General features: G+C 56.1%; 14 protein-coding genes. 7 read left to right on the forward strand and 7 right to left on the reverse strand.

Going from position 1 to position 14,953, the window contains the following annotated elements:
* Entirely contained in the window at positions 1 to 390 is a 390-nt protein-coding gene (locus ACR0ES_RS09015) for a thiol-disulfide oxidoreductase DCC family protein (RefSeq protein WP_480773559.1), read from the reverse strand.
* Between the two features lie 393 nt (positions 391 to 783).
* Between ACR0ES_RS09015 and ACR0ES_RS09020 the strand changes: the two genes are divergently transcribed.
* A complete protein-coding gene (locus tag ACR0ES_RS09020) occupies positions 784 to 1,803 on the forward strand; it encodes a helix-turn-helix domain-containing protein (protein ID WP_480773558.1) in 1,020 nt (339 codons plus the stop codon).
* A 178-nt stretch (positions 1,804 to 1,981) separates the two neighbouring features.
* Here ACR0ES_RS09020 and rpoD read toward each other — a convergent pair whose 3' ends face one another.
* From rpoD to ACR0ES_RS09040, 4 genes are all read right to left on the reverse strand, one after another.
* Positions 1,982 to 3,964 carry an RNA polymerase sigma factor RpoD gene (gene rpoD / locus ACR0ES_RS09025; RefSeq protein WP_209504318.1) on the reverse strand — a complete coding sequence of 661 codons (1,983 nt, stop codon included), beginning with the start codon at positions 3,962 to 3,964 and terminating at the stop codon, positions 1,982 to 1,984.
* 114 nt (positions 3,965 to 4,078) lie between these two features.
* A complete protein-coding gene (gene dnaG / locus ACR0ES_RS09030) occupies positions 4,079 to 6,028 on the reverse strand; it encodes a DNA primase (RefSeq protein WP_480870335.1) in 1,950 nt (649 codons plus the stop codon).
* An 80-nt stretch (positions 6,029 to 6,108) separates the two neighbouring features.
* Positions 6,109 to 6,405: a hypothetical protein gene (locus tag ACR0ES_RS09035; RefSeq protein WP_267366003.1), complete on the reverse strand. Its 297-nt coding sequence runs from the start codon at positions 6,403 to 6,405 to the stop codon at positions 6,109 to 6,111.
* Between the two features lie 119 nt (positions 6,406 to 6,524).
* Positions 6,525 to 7,955, reverse strand: coding sequence for a Glu/Leu/Phe/Val family dehydrogenase (locus ACR0ES_RS09040; RefSeq protein ID WP_480481585.1), 1,431 nt, complete (start codon positions 7,953 to 7,955; stop codon positions 6,525 to 6,527).
* 335 nt (positions 7,956 to 8,290) lie between these two features.
* On the opposite strand from ACR0ES_RS09040, the gene ACR0ES_RS09045 reads away from it, so the two are divergent.
* From ACR0ES_RS09045 to ACR0ES_RS09055, 3 genes are read left to right on the forward strand one after another with little or no spacing between them, the layout of a single operon-like run.
* On the forward strand, positions 8,291 to 9,928 hold the full coding sequence (locus tag ACR0ES_RS09045; RefSeq protein WP_480481587.1) for a pilus assembly protein TadG-related protein: 1,638 nt from the start codon (positions 8,291 to 8,293) through the stop codon (positions 9,926 to 9,928).
* Positions 9,925 to 10,455, forward strand: a complete 531-nt coding sequence (locus tag ACR0ES_RS09050) for a TadE/TadG family type IV pilus assembly protein (RefSeq protein WP_480773555.1) — start codon at positions 9,925 to 9,927, stop codon at positions 10,453 to 10,455. The genes ACR0ES_RS09045 and ACR0ES_RS09050 overlap by 4 nt, the downstream gene beginning before the upstream one ends.
* A 4-nt stretch (positions 10,456 to 10,459) precedes the next feature.
* Positions 10,460 to 11,056: a TadE/TadG family type IV pilus assembly protein gene (locus ACR0ES_RS09055; RefSeq protein WP_480773554.1), complete on the forward strand. Its 597-nt coding sequence runs from the start codon at positions 10,460 to 10,462 to the stop codon at positions 11,054 to 11,056.
* Here the strand turns inward: ACR0ES_RS09055 and ACR0ES_RS09060 are convergent.
* Positions 11,018 to 11,497 (reverse strand): hypothetical protein, encoded by a 480-nt coding sequence (locus tag ACR0ES_RS09060; RefSeq protein WP_480773553.1) that lies wholly within the window; start codon positions 11,495 to 11,497, stop codon positions 11,018 to 11,020. The two genes, ACR0ES_RS09055 and ACR0ES_RS09060, sit on opposite strands and share 39 nt — an antisense overlap.
* Before the next feature lie 157 nt (positions 11,498 to 11,654).
* On the opposite strand from ACR0ES_RS09060, the gene ACR0ES_RS09065 reads away from it, so the two are divergent.
* Positions 11,655 to 12,566 (forward strand): pirin family protein, encoded by a 912-nt coding sequence (locus ACR0ES_RS09065; RefSeq protein ID WP_480773552.1) that lies wholly within the window; start codon positions 11,655 to 11,657, stop codon positions 12,564 to 12,566.
* 21 nt (positions 12,567 to 12,587) lie between these two features.
* Here ACR0ES_RS09065 and ACR0ES_RS09070 read toward each other — a convergent pair whose 3' ends face one another.
* On the reverse strand, positions 12,588 to 13,175 hold the full coding sequence (locus ACR0ES_RS09070) for a TetR/AcrR family transcriptional regulator (RefSeq protein WP_267366137.1): 588 nt from the start codon (positions 13,173 to 13,175) through the stop codon (positions 12,588 to 12,590).
* Between the two features lie 102 nt (positions 13,176 to 13,277).
* Here ACR0ES_RS09070 and ACR0ES_RS09075 point away from each other — a divergent pair, with 102 nt between their 5' ends.
* Positions 13,278 to 13,526 carry a hypothetical protein gene (locus ACR0ES_RS09075; protein ID WP_480481597.1) on the forward strand — a complete coding sequence of 83 codons (249 nt, stop codon included), beginning with the start codon at positions 13,278 to 13,280 and terminating at the stop codon, positions 13,524 to 13,526.
* Positions 13,527 to 13,652: 126 nt separating this feature from the next.
* Entirely contained in the window at positions 13,653 to 14,939 is a 1,287-nt protein-coding gene (locus tag ACR0ES_RS09080) for a homoserine dehydrogenase (RefSeq protein WP_480773551.1), read from the forward strand.
* The last annotated feature ends 14 nt before the right edge of the window (positions 14,940 to 14,953 follow it).

A 14,953-nucleotide genomic window follows, 5' to 3' on the forward strand; every position in this document is an offset into this window, starting at 1 on the left:
CTAGTACCCGTTTTCGGCAAAACGAGCCCTGATATCGGGACCGGGAACCAGACATGTCTCGGAACGTCCAAAGAATGCATATCTGTTTCGTGCGATCAGGCGATAGGCCGGATCCTTGATAAGCCGAGGCAGAAGCCGACACATTGATAACAGCGACCATGGGCCACGCAACTGTCGCATCGCCGCCGCAAACGCATCCAGATGCTGAAAAACAGCGCCATTCACGACCACCAGATTTGTTTGAAAATCCTGTGTGGGAAGGCCGAGATCACGATATAGCTTTTGCCCAAGCGGGGACTGCGCCGTTGCAAATTGAAAAACATGGCGCTGGTCACGTTTCAGCATAAACTGGAAAAACCCCGAACACAGCACGCATTCGCCGTCAAACACAATTAGGTTTTGGCCATAAACCGCTGTATTCTCAAATATACCCTGCAAGGTTTTACACCGGAACTATTGACTTGAAGCCAGCCTGACAAAACCACCTGAGCGAAGCAATGCGACATGTATGAAAGGTGTGGGGGCGTGCCGGGGAGCCTTAACCAGAGGCTGGTGATTTCCCCGAGGCTCTGACCTCATCCCCATAAAGGTCTGGACCCGGCAACACCACTGAAGTGGTTCGTTGCACATGGCGATGCTTGTCCATACCGGTCAATAAATTTCGAGAAACTGCCACTGACGGCTTGCTTCTGTGTGAAATCCACTTGTCAGCACCGTCGATCATGAAAGACAATTCCGCGATAGTCTGCATATGTAATTTAAAATTTGAGGTACTGTTTCGCGATGGATGTCGATATCGGCCGACTTCATCTGTTTGTTCAGGCGCTGGACCGCTATTCTGGAAATGGCGACATGTCCTGCGATGTCCTGAAAATGGCAGGGCTGCGCCCTCAGGATATCGCGCCGCCGGTTTCAACCTACAGCGTACAAAGCGAGGCTTTGTTTATCCGTTATGCATGTGACGCCACCCATGACATAACGTTTGCGGCCCGCACGGGTCTTGAGGTTACATCAGCCTCGACCGTGACCGCCTATATCAGCAAGTATTCCCGCGACCTGAAACAGGTGATGGAGAACCTCTCGCGCTTTCACGGTATCATCGACCCTGCCATCGCGCTTAACCTGCGCGTCGCGGGTAACTTTGCGACCTTGGAAGCCGAGTGGAAAGACCCCGGATTTGCGCGGTATCACAGACGCACCGAATTCCTGATATTTGCTGCCCTGGCCAGAATGCGGAACCTGACGCAAGTCAATCTCTATCCGATAGAAATTCGGTTTCAGCACAGGGTCGGTGACCACGCCCGAAGATTTGAAAAGCTTGCCGGTTTTCCCGTGACCTTTGGGGCCGAGAACCTCGAGATTATCCTGCCTCTTTCAGCGCTGGACCTGCCTGTACCGACTTATGACCCCCAACTCAGAGAGCACTTGCTGGAATATGCAGATCGCCTGCTTTCTGAGAGAGGCGCGCCCAAACATCTGACCCGTGCCAAGGTCGAAGGGCTGGTTACCCGATCCCTGCCCGGCGCAATCCCGCAGGCCGAAAGCCTCGCGGCTGATCTGGGGATGAGCCTTAGAACCTTCAGCAGGCGCCTCAGGGACGAAGGCACCAGCTACCGCGATGTTGTCGACGATCTGCGGTGCGACCTGGCGCAGACCTTTATCAAGAATGAAATGCCCTTGTCCGAAATCGCCTATTCGCTGGGCTATGCGGATCAGGCCGCATTTTCGACCGCTTTCAAACGTTGGACAGGCCAGCCGCCCAGCGCGTTCAAGACGCGAACAGAACACCCGATACGGACGTGAGACCGGGGGTCATCAGCTTGAAAAACCTCGCCCCGGCCCGTCCCATGAGTGGACAGAACGGATATAGAAGGACAGAAGGTCCAGCCCTTGTGCGTTCCCGCCAATGTGATGGGAGAACAGGCCATCGTGAAGAGTGTCCGGAATAAAAAAAGGCGCCTCGGGAGAGGCGCCTTGATACTTACTGATCCAGGAAGGACCGAAGTTTTCGGGATCGGCTGGGGTGCTTCAGCTTCCGCAGCGCCTTCGCTTCGATCTGGCGGATACGTTCGCGGGTCACGCTGAACTGCTGACCCACCTCTTCAAGCGTGTGGTCGGTGTTCATACCGATGCCGAAACGCATCCGCAGCACACGTTCTTCACGCGGGGTGAGTGAGGCCAGGACCCGTGTCGTGGTTTCCTTGAGGTTCTCCTGAATGGCGCTGTCCAGCGGCAGCACAGCATTCTTGTCCTCGATGAAATCACCCAGCTGGCTGTCTTCTTCGTCACCAATCGGAGTTTCCAGCGAAATCGGCTCTTTGGCGATCTTCATCACCTTGCGAACCTTCTCAAGCGGCATTTGCAGCTTTTCGGCCAGTTCTTCTGGCGTCGGCTCGCGGCCGATCTCGTGCAGCATCTGGCGGCCGGTCCGGACCAGCTTGTTGATCGTTTCGATCATATGAACCGGAATACGGATCGTGCGTGCCTGATCCGCGATTGAACGCGTAATAGCCTGACGAATCCACCACGTTGCATAGGTCGAGAACTTATAGCCGCGACGGTATTCGAACTTGTCTACCGCCTTCATCAGGCCAATGTTACCTTCCTGAATAAGATCAAGGAATTGCAGGCCGCGGTTCGTGTATTTCTTGGCGATCGAGATCACCAGACGCAGGTTGGCTTCGACCATTTCCTTCTTGGCCTGCCGCGCCTCTTTTTCGCCCTTCTGGACCTGCTGAACGATGCGGCGGAATTCGCTGATGTCCAGACCTACATATTGGCCGACCTGAGCCATGTCGTTGCGCAGCTCTTCGACCTTCGCGGTCGAGCGTTCGATGAACATCTGCCAGCCCCGGCCCGGCTTTTCCGCCATTTCGGCCAGCCAGTTGGGGTCCAGTTCACGCCCGCGGTATTCGTCGATGAACTCGCGACGGTTTATCCGTGCCTGATCGGCCAGCTTCACCATCGAACTGTCCAGCGACATGACGCGACGGTTGATACCGTAAAGTTGGTCGATCAGCGCTTCGATCCGGTTGTTGTGCAGGTGAAGACCATTCACCAATTGCACAATCTCGGCCCGCAACTTCTGATAGGTCTCTTCGTCTTTTTCGCTGAACGTGCCATCCTCGTTCAAGGTGGCCGAAATGCGGCTGTCCTGCATTTCGGACAGCATCGCGAAATCGGTTGAGATCCGCTCCAGCGTGGTCAGAACCTGATCCTTCAATGCAGCTTCCATCGCGGCCAGCGACATGTTGGCCTGATCGTCTTCGTCATCGTCGTCGTCGCTGGTGATCGGGTTGCCATCGGCATCCAGTTCCGGCCCGGCCTCTTTCGCGGGTTTCGCAGCCTGCACCGCCGACGCGTCAACAACTGGCGCGTCCCCATCTTCGTCCAGTTGGTTGCCGAATGTGGTTTCCAGATCGATGACATCCCGCAGCAGAATATCCTCGGACAGCAATTCGTCGTGCCAGATGGTGATTGCCTGAAAGGTCAGTGGGCTTTCGCACAGGCCCGCAATCATGGTATTGCGCCCTGCTTCGATCCGCTTGGCGATGGCAATCTCGCCCTCACGGCTCAGCAGTTCAACCGAACCCATCTCGCGCAGATACATGCGAACGGGATCGTCGGTGCGGTCCAGCTTTTCAGTGGCGGCCCCGGCCAACGCAACCTCGCGGTTGCTTTCGGTGGTCGTCAGTTCGGTCGAGCCCTTGTTCTCTTCCTCTTCGGCCTCTTCATCTTCGATGATGTTGATGCCCATCTCGGAGAGCATAGACATAACGTCTTCGATCTGTTCCGAGCTGACCTGATCGGGCGGCAAAACCTGATTGAGCTGATCGTAGGTGATGTAACCTTTCTCGCGGGCCTCGGCGATCATCTTCTTGACGTTGGCCTGGCTCATGTCCAGCGAGATTTCCTGGTCCTGCTCGTCGGATTTGCGATCTTCGGTCGTGTCTTTGGCGGCCATTCAATGCTCCTGCAGGGATGGGTGATTCGATTGAACCGAATCATTAGCGCGTAGAAGTGATTCGGCCACCCGTTTACCCGTTTTTCTTTTCCAGTGCCTTACGAAAACACCATTTTACCGGCGTTTCCGCTCGAATTTGATGCCGGACATGATTGCCTCGAACGCGTCTTTCTCGTCGCGGTTGATTCGCGCCCCGTTGTCGGCGATGTCGAATATGGCCCTGTCTTCATTCTGGCTTCGGTTTGTCCGGTTGCGTTCTTCTGCCGCTTGCGCCAGCCGATATGTCAGCGCCTCATCGGCCAGATCGGACAACTCCTCTGCGGCTTCGGCAATCTCAGCATCCAACCCCCGGAGCGCTTTGATTTTCGCGAGTTCTTCGGCCAGAGTCATCTCGGCCTTTTCAACGTCGCCCGGTTTGAACACACAGGGGATTACGGCGACATGGCGAAGGGCCAGCAGGTTTTCAAGGGCCTCAGGCCCTAAAGTTTCGGCAATGTGGTCCTTCAGATTGTCCGGGTCATCGATCGCGTGGCGCAGAATTGCAGTTCGCAATGCGGCGTGATCAACATCGCGGCATTCCATCTCTTCCAGTTGGTGTTCGAACTGCACGACGACTTGGGGGTTAAGCGCGGCAATAGCCAGAATGGCCGCTTCGCGCAGTTGAATCTCGGCATTCTCGGACGAGGCCAGAAACGAGGACCGCGCGCCGGGCGTGGCGGGTTGTTTTGGCGGCACCCATTTGCCGCGCGGTTGCCATTGCCGGGATTGCGGCTGCCGTTGCGGACGGAACAACTGCCAGCGCAGGTCCTTGATTTCTTGCCCATAATGCGCCCGTATCGATGGGTCGCGGATCAGCTTGATTTTCTCGCGCAGGGACTTGTCCAAAGCCGCCTTGCGTTCAGGACTGTCGAACACCTTGCCGTCGGTCTCGCGCCGCCAAAGCAACTTGACCATCGGAATGGCACCATCCAGCACGGCCTTCACAGCGCCTGCCCCTTCGGCGCGCAGCAGGTCGTCGGGGTCTCTGCCTTCTGGCATCAGGGCAAACCGCAGCGACTTTCCAGCTTCGAGCAGCGGCAAAGCCAGATCAACCGCCCGCATCGCAGCGCGCAGACCTGCCGTGTCGCCGTCCAGCGCAATGATCGGCTCGTCCGAGATCCGCCACAGCAGTTGCAATTGATGTTCGGTGATGGCCGTTCCCAAAGGGGCAACCGACGCGCCAAAACCTGCTTCGGCCAGCGCGATCACATCCATATAACCTTCGGCCACGATCAGCGGCTGCCCCTTACCTGCCGCCTGTCGAGCCGGGCCTTGATTGTAAAGACTGCGCCCTTTGTCGAACAGCTCGGTCTCGGGCGAGTTCAGGTATTTCGCGTTGTCATTGGGGTCCATCGCCCGCCCGCCAAACGCGATGCAACGTCCGCGCGGGTCGCGGATCGGGTACATGATGCGGTTGCGGAAGGTGTCATAAGGCTTTTTGCCCTTGTTTGACGGCTTGGCCAGCCCGGCCCCAAGGATCAGGTCCTCGGCCACGTTCTTGCCGCGCAGATGGTCCCACAGCGCCTGCCAATCGTCCGGGGCAAATCCAATCTCCCACCGGTCCAGCGCTTGCGCGTTCAACCCGCGGCGCGTGAGGTAGTCTCGTGCGGCGGCTCCTGCCCCGGTCTTGAGCTGCAGGCGGAAGAACTGCGCTGCCTGCTCCATCACTTCAGCCAGCTGTGTGCGGTGGTCCTGTTTTTCCTGCGCCTTCGGATCGCGCGCAGGCATCGGCATCCCGGCTTCGCGGGCCAGAATCTCGACTGCTTCGATGAATGAGACATTCTCGGTCTCTTTCACAAAACTGATCGCGTCGCCTTTGGCGTGACAGCCAAAGCAGTAATAAAACCCCTTCTGATCATCCACGTGGAACGAGGCCGTCTTTTCATGATGGAACGGGCAAGGCGCCCACATGTCCCCTTTGCCCTGATTGGACTTGCGCTGGTCCCACATGACTTTGCGCCCGACAACCTGAGACAGGCTGAGCCGCGTGCGCAATTCGTCCAGAAATCCGGGGGGCAATGACATCTGCTAAACCTGCCAGAAATGAAAACGCGCGCCAAGAGGAAGGCGCGCGGTTGTCCACAGGGAAATGTCCGAGTTGTGGATTATTGTTGCAGGCACAGTTCAAGCCACGCCGCGCCTAGGTCTTTCTTGCGCACGTCCCGCATCTTTTGCTCATAAACCCAAGGTGTGATCAGCGGGATTGCAGCATTGTAGTTTTCGGGCCATGTCGGGCCGCTATCCGCCACCGCTTGTACAACGTCACGTTCTTTTACACGGTCCAGTCGCGCCTTTTGAACCGCAGCCACCACATCAGCTTGGTACTTGCAGCTTTGTTCCTTGGTTTCCTGAGCGGCCAAAGGGGTGGCCAACAGAGCCGCGACAAAAGCGATACGCAACATGGAATTCTCCGGAGATTCGTTTCTTTGAAGTAGATTGCCCGTCAACCTAACGGGCTGTCATGGACATTCAAGCCGCAGCGCGTACTGGCGGGATGAAATGATCACCCCGCCCACCTAATTCACAGCCCCTTGGCGCGGTAGCTTTTCGCAACGCGGTCAATCGCCACGATATAAGCCGCCGTACGCAGGTCCTCGACATCATCACGGCTGTGCCAAACCTCACGCATCGACTGATAAGCAATACGCATTGTGTCATCGAGACCCGAGCGCACCAACTCAAGCTCATCCGCGCCTTTGAGGTACTTGGCCTTGAAGTCCGGCGACATCGACCACGCATCCCCCAGGTACCGGTCCAGCCTTTCCAGCTCGCTGACGATCAGTTCGTGACGCGACTCTTCCTGACGACGCTGCATCCGGCCAAAGCGGATATGGCTAAGGTTCTTGACCCATTCGAAATAGGATACTGTCACACCGCCTGCGTTGGCATACATGTCGGGGATGATCACTGTGCCCTTCTTACGCAGGACTTCATCCGCGCCAGCGGTAACCGGACCATTGGCAGCTTCGATAATCAGCGGTGCCTTGATCCGATCGGCGTTCGACAGGTTGATGACACCTTCCAAAGCCGCCGGGATCAGAATGTCGCATTCAGCCTCCAGCACTGCCGCGCCTTCAGCGGAATGGGTCGCATCGGGATAGTCCTTTACGCCACCGTGTTTGACAATCCACTGACGCACGGCTTCGACGTCAATCCCGTCGGGATTAAATAGCGCACCGTCCCATTCGATGATTCCGGTGATGCGCGCGCCATCTTCCTCGCTGAGGAACTTTGCAGCGTGATAACCTACATTACCAAGCCCCTGCACGATAATGCGCTTACCATCCAGTTTACCTGACAAGCCTGCTTTCTGGATGTCTTCAGGGTGGCGGAAAAACTCGCGCAACGCGTATTGAACACCGCGCCCAGTCGCTTCGACCCGCCCCGCGATACCACCGGCATTCAGCGGCTTTCCTGTCACACAGGCGCGCGCATTGATGTCCGTTGTGTTCATCCGCGCGTATTGGTCAGCCATCCAAGCCATTTCACGCTCCCCAGTGCCCATATCGGGCGCAGGCACGTTTTGCGATGGGTTTATCAGGTCTCGCTTTGCAAGCTCATACGCAAAGCGCCGCGTGATCTGTTCAAGCTCATGCTCTTCATATTCTCGTGGATCAATGCAAAGCCCACCCTTGGAGCCACCAAACGGTGTTTCGACAAGTGCGCACTTATACGTCATCAGCGCAGCCAGAGCTTCGACTTCGTCCTGGTTAACCGCAGTGGCATATCGAATACCGCCCTTGACCGGTTCCATATGCTCCGAGTGGACAGACCTGTAACCAGTGAAGGTATGGATTTCACCACGCAGCCGCACGCCAAATCGAACTGTGTAGGTTGCGTTGCAGACACGGATCTTTTGCTCCAACCCCGGCGGCAGCTCCATAAGGGCGGCTGCCCTGTTGAACATCAGGTCAACACTTTCACGAAAGCTGGGTTCTTTGATGCCGGTCATAAAATCCTCCGTAGCGGTACATGACGATGCGTCACGACGTTTTGTCGCACCACTGGCGGCCTGCTGCAATCAAACAATGCACTTTTTTTAATCATTTTATGAACGCACGCTTAGTTGCCCTAGGGTGAGTCGCTCAGATCGGCCAACTCCTTAACGAATTGTTTTCATTTCATCGACAGATCACCTGAAACGGTCCAAATTATACCCCTTCGGCGCGTAAAAAGGCCAAAACCAAGCCTTTTTCGCCCAATTCACGCCACGTTTGAAAATTAACTTTGTCCCAAATCTCTTTTTCTTTGACGCACGAATTCGACGTGTGAGGCGGAGTAACCAGAATGCTAAATTCCTTGCTTTGTAACGACGGCTCGAAACCGAAGCGCAAAACGTTCAAGTTAGAGCAGTTCGCTCGGAACGAAGATGGCGTCTTCACTATCTTCGTATTGTTCATGGTGGTCCTGATGCTGGCAATTACCGGCATGGCCATGGATGTCATGAAGTATGAGCGTGACCGCGCCAGCCTGCAATCCACCCTGGACCGCGCTGTGCTTGCTGCCGCTGACCTTGACCAGGATCTTCCTGCCAAGGCGGTTGTCGATTCTTACATGGACAAGGCCGGGCTGGGCAATCTGAACGCCATTACGACGGTTGTTGAAGGGTTCGGCTCTAAAAAAGTAAGTGCTACAGCCGAAGCGGTTGTTCCGACCCGCTATCTGAGGTTCGGCAAAGTCACTGAACTGGGCCTTGTTGCCAGCAGTGCGGCTGAAGAATCCATTGGCGCTGTAGAAATCTCGTTGGTTCTCGACATTTCCGGCTCTATGTCGCGCTCGTCTGCCACACCATCGAAGACAAAAATCGCAGTGTTGAGAGAAGCTGCGTCGGAATTTGTAAGGCTCATGCTGGACAAACCTGATGAAACACAGATTTCAATCTCGATTGTTCCTTATGCAACGCAGGTCAACGCGGGTGCGCCAATCCTGGACAAGTTCACAAATGTCACGCAGGAACACAGCTATTCGCACTGCGTAAACTTCATTCCGGAACAGTACAGCGATTCTGATCTGGAACGCGATGACACGTTGGAGCGCACCGCCCATTTCGATCCTTTCACCTATTCTGAAGGGTCAATCGACCTGCCCGTTTGTCCGGTCCGCGCAGGAAGTGCAATCACCCCTGTCACCGACAATATGAACAAACTGCTTGCTCAGATTGCGTCCCTCACCCCCGGTGGGAACACGTCGATCGATATTGGGATGAAGTGGGGAACTGCCCTTCTGGACCCGAGCATGCGCGGAATTGTTCGCGACCTGTCGCTGGAACAGGATCCATCCTATGCAGGTACAACAATTGTGCCATCAAAATTCTCGGTCCGTCCCTCGGACTATGGCACCGACGTTCTGAAGATCGCCATTGTTATGACCGATGGTCAGAACACCGATCAATACATGCTTAACCCATCGCTGCGCGAAGGTATGTCAGACGTTTGGTACAACCCGGAAGCTGATGAATACACCGTGTACCATTCTCAGGGTCGTCCGAATTTTTTCTGGCCTCAGCAAGACGTTTGGGCGGATCATCCCTACGGAAACCCGGAACCTGAGACGCAGCTGAACGAAGAACCTGGAACAGCCGTTCGGTTGTCATATCCCGAACTGTTTAACCGAGTATCTTTGGCATGGAACGCACGGTACAACTATTACTGGCAGTCCAGCGGTTGGGCGGAATGGTATTCCAAGGCCTACGCGAAAGTTGAAACGTCGGCCAAGAACCAGCGCACCAAGCACATTTGTGATGCGGCCAAGGATCAGGGCATCATCGTTTACGGTATCGCGTTCGAGGCGCCCAGAAGCGGGTACAGGACCCTCAAAGACTGTGCCAGCTCTGACAGCCACGTCTATGACGTAAGTGGCCTGAACCTTGAGAAAGCCTTTGAATCCATCGCATCGTCGATCCGCAAGCTGAGGCTAACCCAATGATCAGCAGAAAGCTGTCGATGCTCCGCCTGTTTCGACAATCCGAGGCAGGCAATGCGACAATCGAGTTCATCATGCTCGTACCCTTCTTCCTGGCGCTTCTCGTGGCAGGAGCCGAACTGTCCATCATCACAATGCGGCATGCTGCTTTGGAGCGTGGGGTAGACCTGATCGTAAGGGATATTCGGCTGGGCACCGGTACGAACTGGGATCACGACGTAATCAGAAATCGGATTTGCGAAGTGTCCGGAATCAAGGATTGTACAGGGAATTTGCGACTGCAAATGGTCAAGCAGGACGCGTTCGCTGGTATCGTACTTTCAGACAACGTTCCCTGCACGGACAGTTCCGAAGATCCCAAACCGGTTCTGGATTTCAAAAGCGGCCAATCCAACGAGTTGATGATCTTGCGGGCCTGTTTGCGCATAGATCCGGTTCTTGAGACCTCAGCCATTGCCAAGCTTGTCCCGGACGCTACCGGTCACTACGCGGTGACCGCAACAACGGCATTCGTACAGGAGCCACTGTAAGATCATGTCTGTATTCCGAAACCTGAAGAATCGCTTCAAAGTCTTCAAGAAAGACGAAAGTGGCATTCTGACCGTAGAAGCCCTCATGATTTTTCCGCTGATGTTATGGACGATCACGTTCACGTTCACAGCATTCGAGGGGTTTCGTCAAAGCGCATCCAATCTGAAGGCAGCTTATACGATCAGCGACCTGATTTCGCGTGAAACGCAGGCCGTGACCGATGTGTATATTGACTCGTTGCACGATTTGGCGGGCAAGATGATCAATAACCGGTCAGAAGTGAAAATGCGGGTTTCTCTTATCGTTTACGATGAGGACGATAAACGCCATTATGTGCGCTGGTCGACCGTACGCGGCTTTGATCAGGAATGGGATGACAACAGGATCGATGAAATCGAAGACCGCCTGCCGCCAATGCCCAATCAGGACACCGTTATTCTGGTTGAAACGTCCAATGAATACATCCCCACGTTCCGACCGGGCTGGGATTTTGCGACAGGTATCACCTTTGAGAACTTCATCTTTACCCGTCCCCGCTTTACAAACGAAGTTGCTTGTAACTTAACCCAGACCCCGTTCGTCTGCACAAATAGCGGATAGAATTTCGGACATGAACTTGGCCTCGGCGGCAGATGTCATGCCGCCCACGCCAACCCGGTGACCAACCCGCCACCACAATCCCGGAGCCCAACTGTTCGCCGCCTTGTTTCGCGTACGGACCAGAAAGCCGTTTGACGGTTTGAAGGCGAACACACCCCGATCTACCGTTTCAATGTCGGCCACTTCTGCGATGATCTGACCCGACCCCGTTCGCAACTCGGTCCGCGTCAGTTCGATCCAGTCTTCTGTGGCGCGCCAGACGCGAAGCGCCAGCCAAAGCGATGCACCGCCAACGACAAACAGAAACACCTGCCAAACCGGTTCGGGTGGCGATGCCAGCGCGACATAGGTAACCAGCGTTCCAACCGTTGTCAGCATCCCTACCCCGGTCCATCGTCTGGGGGATGAGGCCTGAATCGTTGCCAACACGTCGTCCTGCATGGATGTCTCCTGTCTGATCCGCTTCGATCTAGCCATTTTGCGCCGGAAACAACAGAGGCTTGGCCGCAAAACAATTTCGCACAGGTCCGGTTATTTCATGCGAATTGACTGCCGTGGCGCAGAGATTACATGCTGCCCGGATGAAACGGAGGTGAACATGTCCCTTAGACCGACGTTAGAAACACGCAAAGCCATCCCCACAATGGAAGGGGCTGGTGTCAAACTTCACCGTGCATTCGGGTTTCAGGATCCGTCCGAACTGGATCCTTTTCTGCTGTTCGATGATTTCAGAAATGACCGCCCGCAGGATTACCAGGCCGGGTTTCCCTGGCACCCGCACCGGGGAATTGAAACGATCACTTACGTTCTGACCGGCACAGTCGAGCATTCGGATTCGCTGGGTAACACCGGCACGCTTGGCGCCGGTGATGTGCAATGGATGACCGCAGGATCCGGTATCTTGCATCAGGAAATGCCAAGCGGCAACATCTCGGGCCAGATGCACGGCTTCCAGTTGTGGGGCAACCTGCCCTCGGATCAGAAGATGACCGCCCCGCGCTATCAGGACGTTCAAAGCAAGGACATCCCCGAAATCACCGATGACGATGGCACCACAGTGCGGGTGATCGTAGGTGAGTTCTGGGGTAAGACCGGACCCGTTGACGGGATAGCTGCTGACCCGCAGTATCTGGATATCTCTGTCCCGGCAGGTGTGAAGAAAACCCTCCGGATCGATACGTACCGCCGTGCCTTCGCCTATGTGTTTCAGGGTCAGGCCGCCTTTGCCGATGCCTCGCAGCCGACAGGTGTGCTGTTGGAAAAGGAAATCGCCGGGCAAGAGGTCAATATCCGCGACATGTCAGGGGATCGCACGCTTGTCCGTTTTGGCACGGGCGATGAAATCACCGTTCAGGCTGGCCCCCAAGGTGTGCGGTTCCTGCTGATCTCTGGGGCTCCGATCAACGAACCCGTCGCGTGGCATGGCCCCATCGTGATGAACACGCGGGCCGAACTGGAACAGGCATTTCGCGAGCTGCGCAATGGCACGTTCATTCACCCCGCGCACTAACAGCGTGACGGTTTGACCCTGTCAGGCCGTCACGGCCTTGTGCACCATGTTCCAATAGATCTCTTCGACCTCGTCCAGTGACAGGCGACCACCCGAACGGTACCAGGTCATCACGCCGTTCAGCATGGCAATCACGGCCAGCGTTGCAATCTTCGTGTCCGAAATTGCGAATTGTCCGGCCTGCTGCCCTGAGTCAAGTATGCTTTCCAGCACGTTTTCGTATTGGCGCCGCAAGTCTTCGATTTCAGCAAAGTTTTCGGGCGAAAGATTGCGCAACTCCATATAGGCGATGAAAACTTCGTCGGGGCGTTGCAAATGGAAGCGGATGTGAAAGCCGATAAACTGGCGCAAAGCGTCTTCGGCATCGTCGCAACGGCCCATTGCATCAAGCGCCTCAAGCAGGTCCTGCATGTGTTCGCGCATCAACCGGTGCAAAAGGCTCTGTTTGTCGGGCGTATAGTTATAAAGCGCGCCTGCCTGTACGCCGACCTCTTTTGCGATCTGCCGCATCGAGACAGCGGCATACCCATAGCGGGCAAAAAGGTGCAGCGCGGCCTTGCGGATTCGCGGGCCGGTTATGTCGGAATGTGAGCCTTGAGTGCGTGCCATGGGTCTACAGTATATGAACAGATGTTCATATAGAACCCCGCTTGAACGATGTCGTCAAAACGTGCATCACGATGGGGCAACAAAGACCGAAAAGCCTGCGACATGAAACTGCTGCCTGTTTTGCCCCTTATTCTATTTTGCGCCGCCTGTGCGGACATTCCCGAGTTGGAAGGCAGCGAACCGGCTGCAGTCAGATCCGCCCCCTACCCGCGCCTTATTCCGTTGCAGGAAACCTTAGGGCCACCGGTGGACCCGATCCATCAGGCAGCAGCAGTCGAAGACGATCTGACCCAACGCAGCAATGCCTTGGCCCAAAAGGCGCAGGCGCTACAAAACGCGCAAACCAACTGACGCGTCATAAATCACCCCTACTATCCCCCAGTGACGGATTGCACCCTTGGCCTGAACCCGCTAAGGCAGCGCTGATTGGACAAGCATCCGACACCAGAAAAATTCGAGCGGAAAAGGACCCACGACATGACACAGGCACTGCGGCTGGGAATTGCGGGCTTGGGAACGGTCGGCGTGGGTGTCGTCAAGATCGTCCGCCGCCATGCAGAATTGTTGCAGGCCCGCACAGGCCGTTCGATTGAAATCGTGGCTGTATCCGCGCGCGACCCGAACAAGGACCGTGGCGTGAACCTGTCGGATTATGCCTGGGAAACCGATCCGGTTGCACTGGCAAAACGCGACGACATAGACGTTTACGTCGAATTGATGGGTGGCGAGAACGGTCCTGCCAAAGCCTCGGTCGAAGCAGCATTGGCCAGTGGCAAGGATGTGGTCACCGCCAACAAGGCGTTGCTTGCCATCCACGGGCAGGAACTGGCTGAAAAGGCCGAGGCCGCCGGTCGTGTGATCCGGTTTGAGGCCGCTGTCGCTGGTGGTATCCCGGTAATCAAATCCCTGACCGAAGGTCTGGCGGGCAACGAAATCACCCGCGTGATGGGTGTCATGAACGGGACGTGCAACTACATCCTGACCCGGATGCAATCGCAGCGTCAGGGCTACAATGCCCTTTTCGATGAATGCGCCGAATTGGGATACCTTGAGGCCGACCCCAATCTGGATGTCGGAGGTATCGACGCTGCGCACAAGCTGGCTCTGCTATCCTCGATTGCGTTTGGGACCAAGCCGAATTTCGACGGGATCGAGATTGAGGGTATTCAGCAGATCAGCCTGGACGACATTGATCAGGCCGAAGACATGGGCTTTCGCATTAAACTGCTGGGCGTGGCGCAGCGCACCGCACGCGGGCTGGAGCAACGCATGCAGCCTTGCCTGGTACCCAGTGAATCGCCACTGGGCCAACTGGAAGGCGGCACCAATATGGTCGTGATCGAAGGCGACGCGGTTGAGCAGGTTGTTCTGCGCGGCCCCGGCGCAGGCGAAGGTCCGACAGCCAGCGCTGTGATGGGCGATGTCTGCGATCTGGCGCGTGGATTGCATATCCCGACCTTTGGCCGCCCAGCCACCACGCTTGAAACCGCAGTTCCCGCCGTCACCGGCCGACCTGCGCCGTATTATCTGCGGCTGGGCCTGCTGGATAAACCCGGTGCATTGGCCAAGGTTGCGGCCATTCTGGGCAATGCCGGGGTGTCAATCGACCGGATGCGCCAATATGCACATGCCGAAAGCACCGCGCCTGTGCTGATCGTCACCCATAAGACCACCCGAACGGCGCTGGACGTCGCGTTGGAGGGTTTCCGCGAAACCGATGTGGTTGCAGGCGACCCAGTTGCATTGCGGATTGAGGCGGTTTGACCTTGCGGCCTGCA

The sequence above is a fragment of the Ruegeria sp. N7 genome (genome assembly GCF_056531345.1).

Coding starts and splice junctions, on each gene's coding strand:
- ACR0ES_RS09020 (WP_480773558.1), top strand. CDS start 784: ATGGATGTCGATATCGGCCGACTTCATCTGTTTGTTCAGGCGCTGGAC.
- rpoD (WP_209504318.1), bottom strand. CDS start 3,964: ATGGCCGCCAAAGACACGACCGAAGATCGCAAATCCGACGAGCAGGAC.
- dnaG (WP_480870335.1), bottom strand. CDS start 6,028: ATGTCATTGCCCCCCGGATTTCTGGACGAATTGCGCACGCGGCTCAGC.
- ACR0ES_RS09035 (WP_267366003.1), bottom strand. CDS start 6,405: ATGTTGCGTATCGCTTTTGTCGCGGCTCTGTTGGCCACCCCTTTGGCC.
- ACR0ES_RS09040 (WP_480481585.1), bottom strand. CDS start 7,955: ATGACCGGCATCAAAGAACCCAGCTTTCGTGAAAGTGTTGACCTGATG.
- ACR0ES_RS09045 (WP_480481587.1), top strand. CDS start 8,291: ATGCTAAATTCCTTGCTTTGTAACGACGGCTCGAAACCGAAGCGCAAA.
- ACR0ES_RS09050 (WP_480773555.1), top strand. CDS start 9,925: ATGATCAGCAGAAAGCTGTCGATGCTCCGCCTGTTTCGACAATCCGAG.
- ACR0ES_RS09055 (WP_480773554.1), top strand. CDS start 10,460: ATGTCTGTATTCCGAAACCTGAAGAATCGCTTCAAAGTCTTCAAGAAA.
- ACR0ES_RS09060 (WP_480773553.1), bottom strand. CDS start 11,497: ATGCAGGACGACGTGTTGGCAACGATTCAGGCCTCATCCCCCAGACGA.
- ACR0ES_RS09065 (WP_480773552.1), top strand. CDS start 11,655: ATGTCCCTTAGACCGACGTTAGAAACACGCAAAGCCATCCCCACAATG.
- ACR0ES_RS09070 (WP_267366137.1), bottom strand. CDS start 13,175: ATGGCACGCACTCAAGGCTCACATTCCGACATAACCGGCCCGCGAATC.
- ACR0ES_RS09075 (WP_480481597.1), top strand. CDS start 13,278: ATGAAACTGCTGCCTGTTTTGCCCCTTATTCTATTTTGCGCCGCCTGT.
- ACR0ES_RS09080 (WP_480773551.1), top strand. CDS start 13,653: ATGACACAGGCACTGCGGCTGGGAATTGCGGGCTTGGGAACGGTCGGC.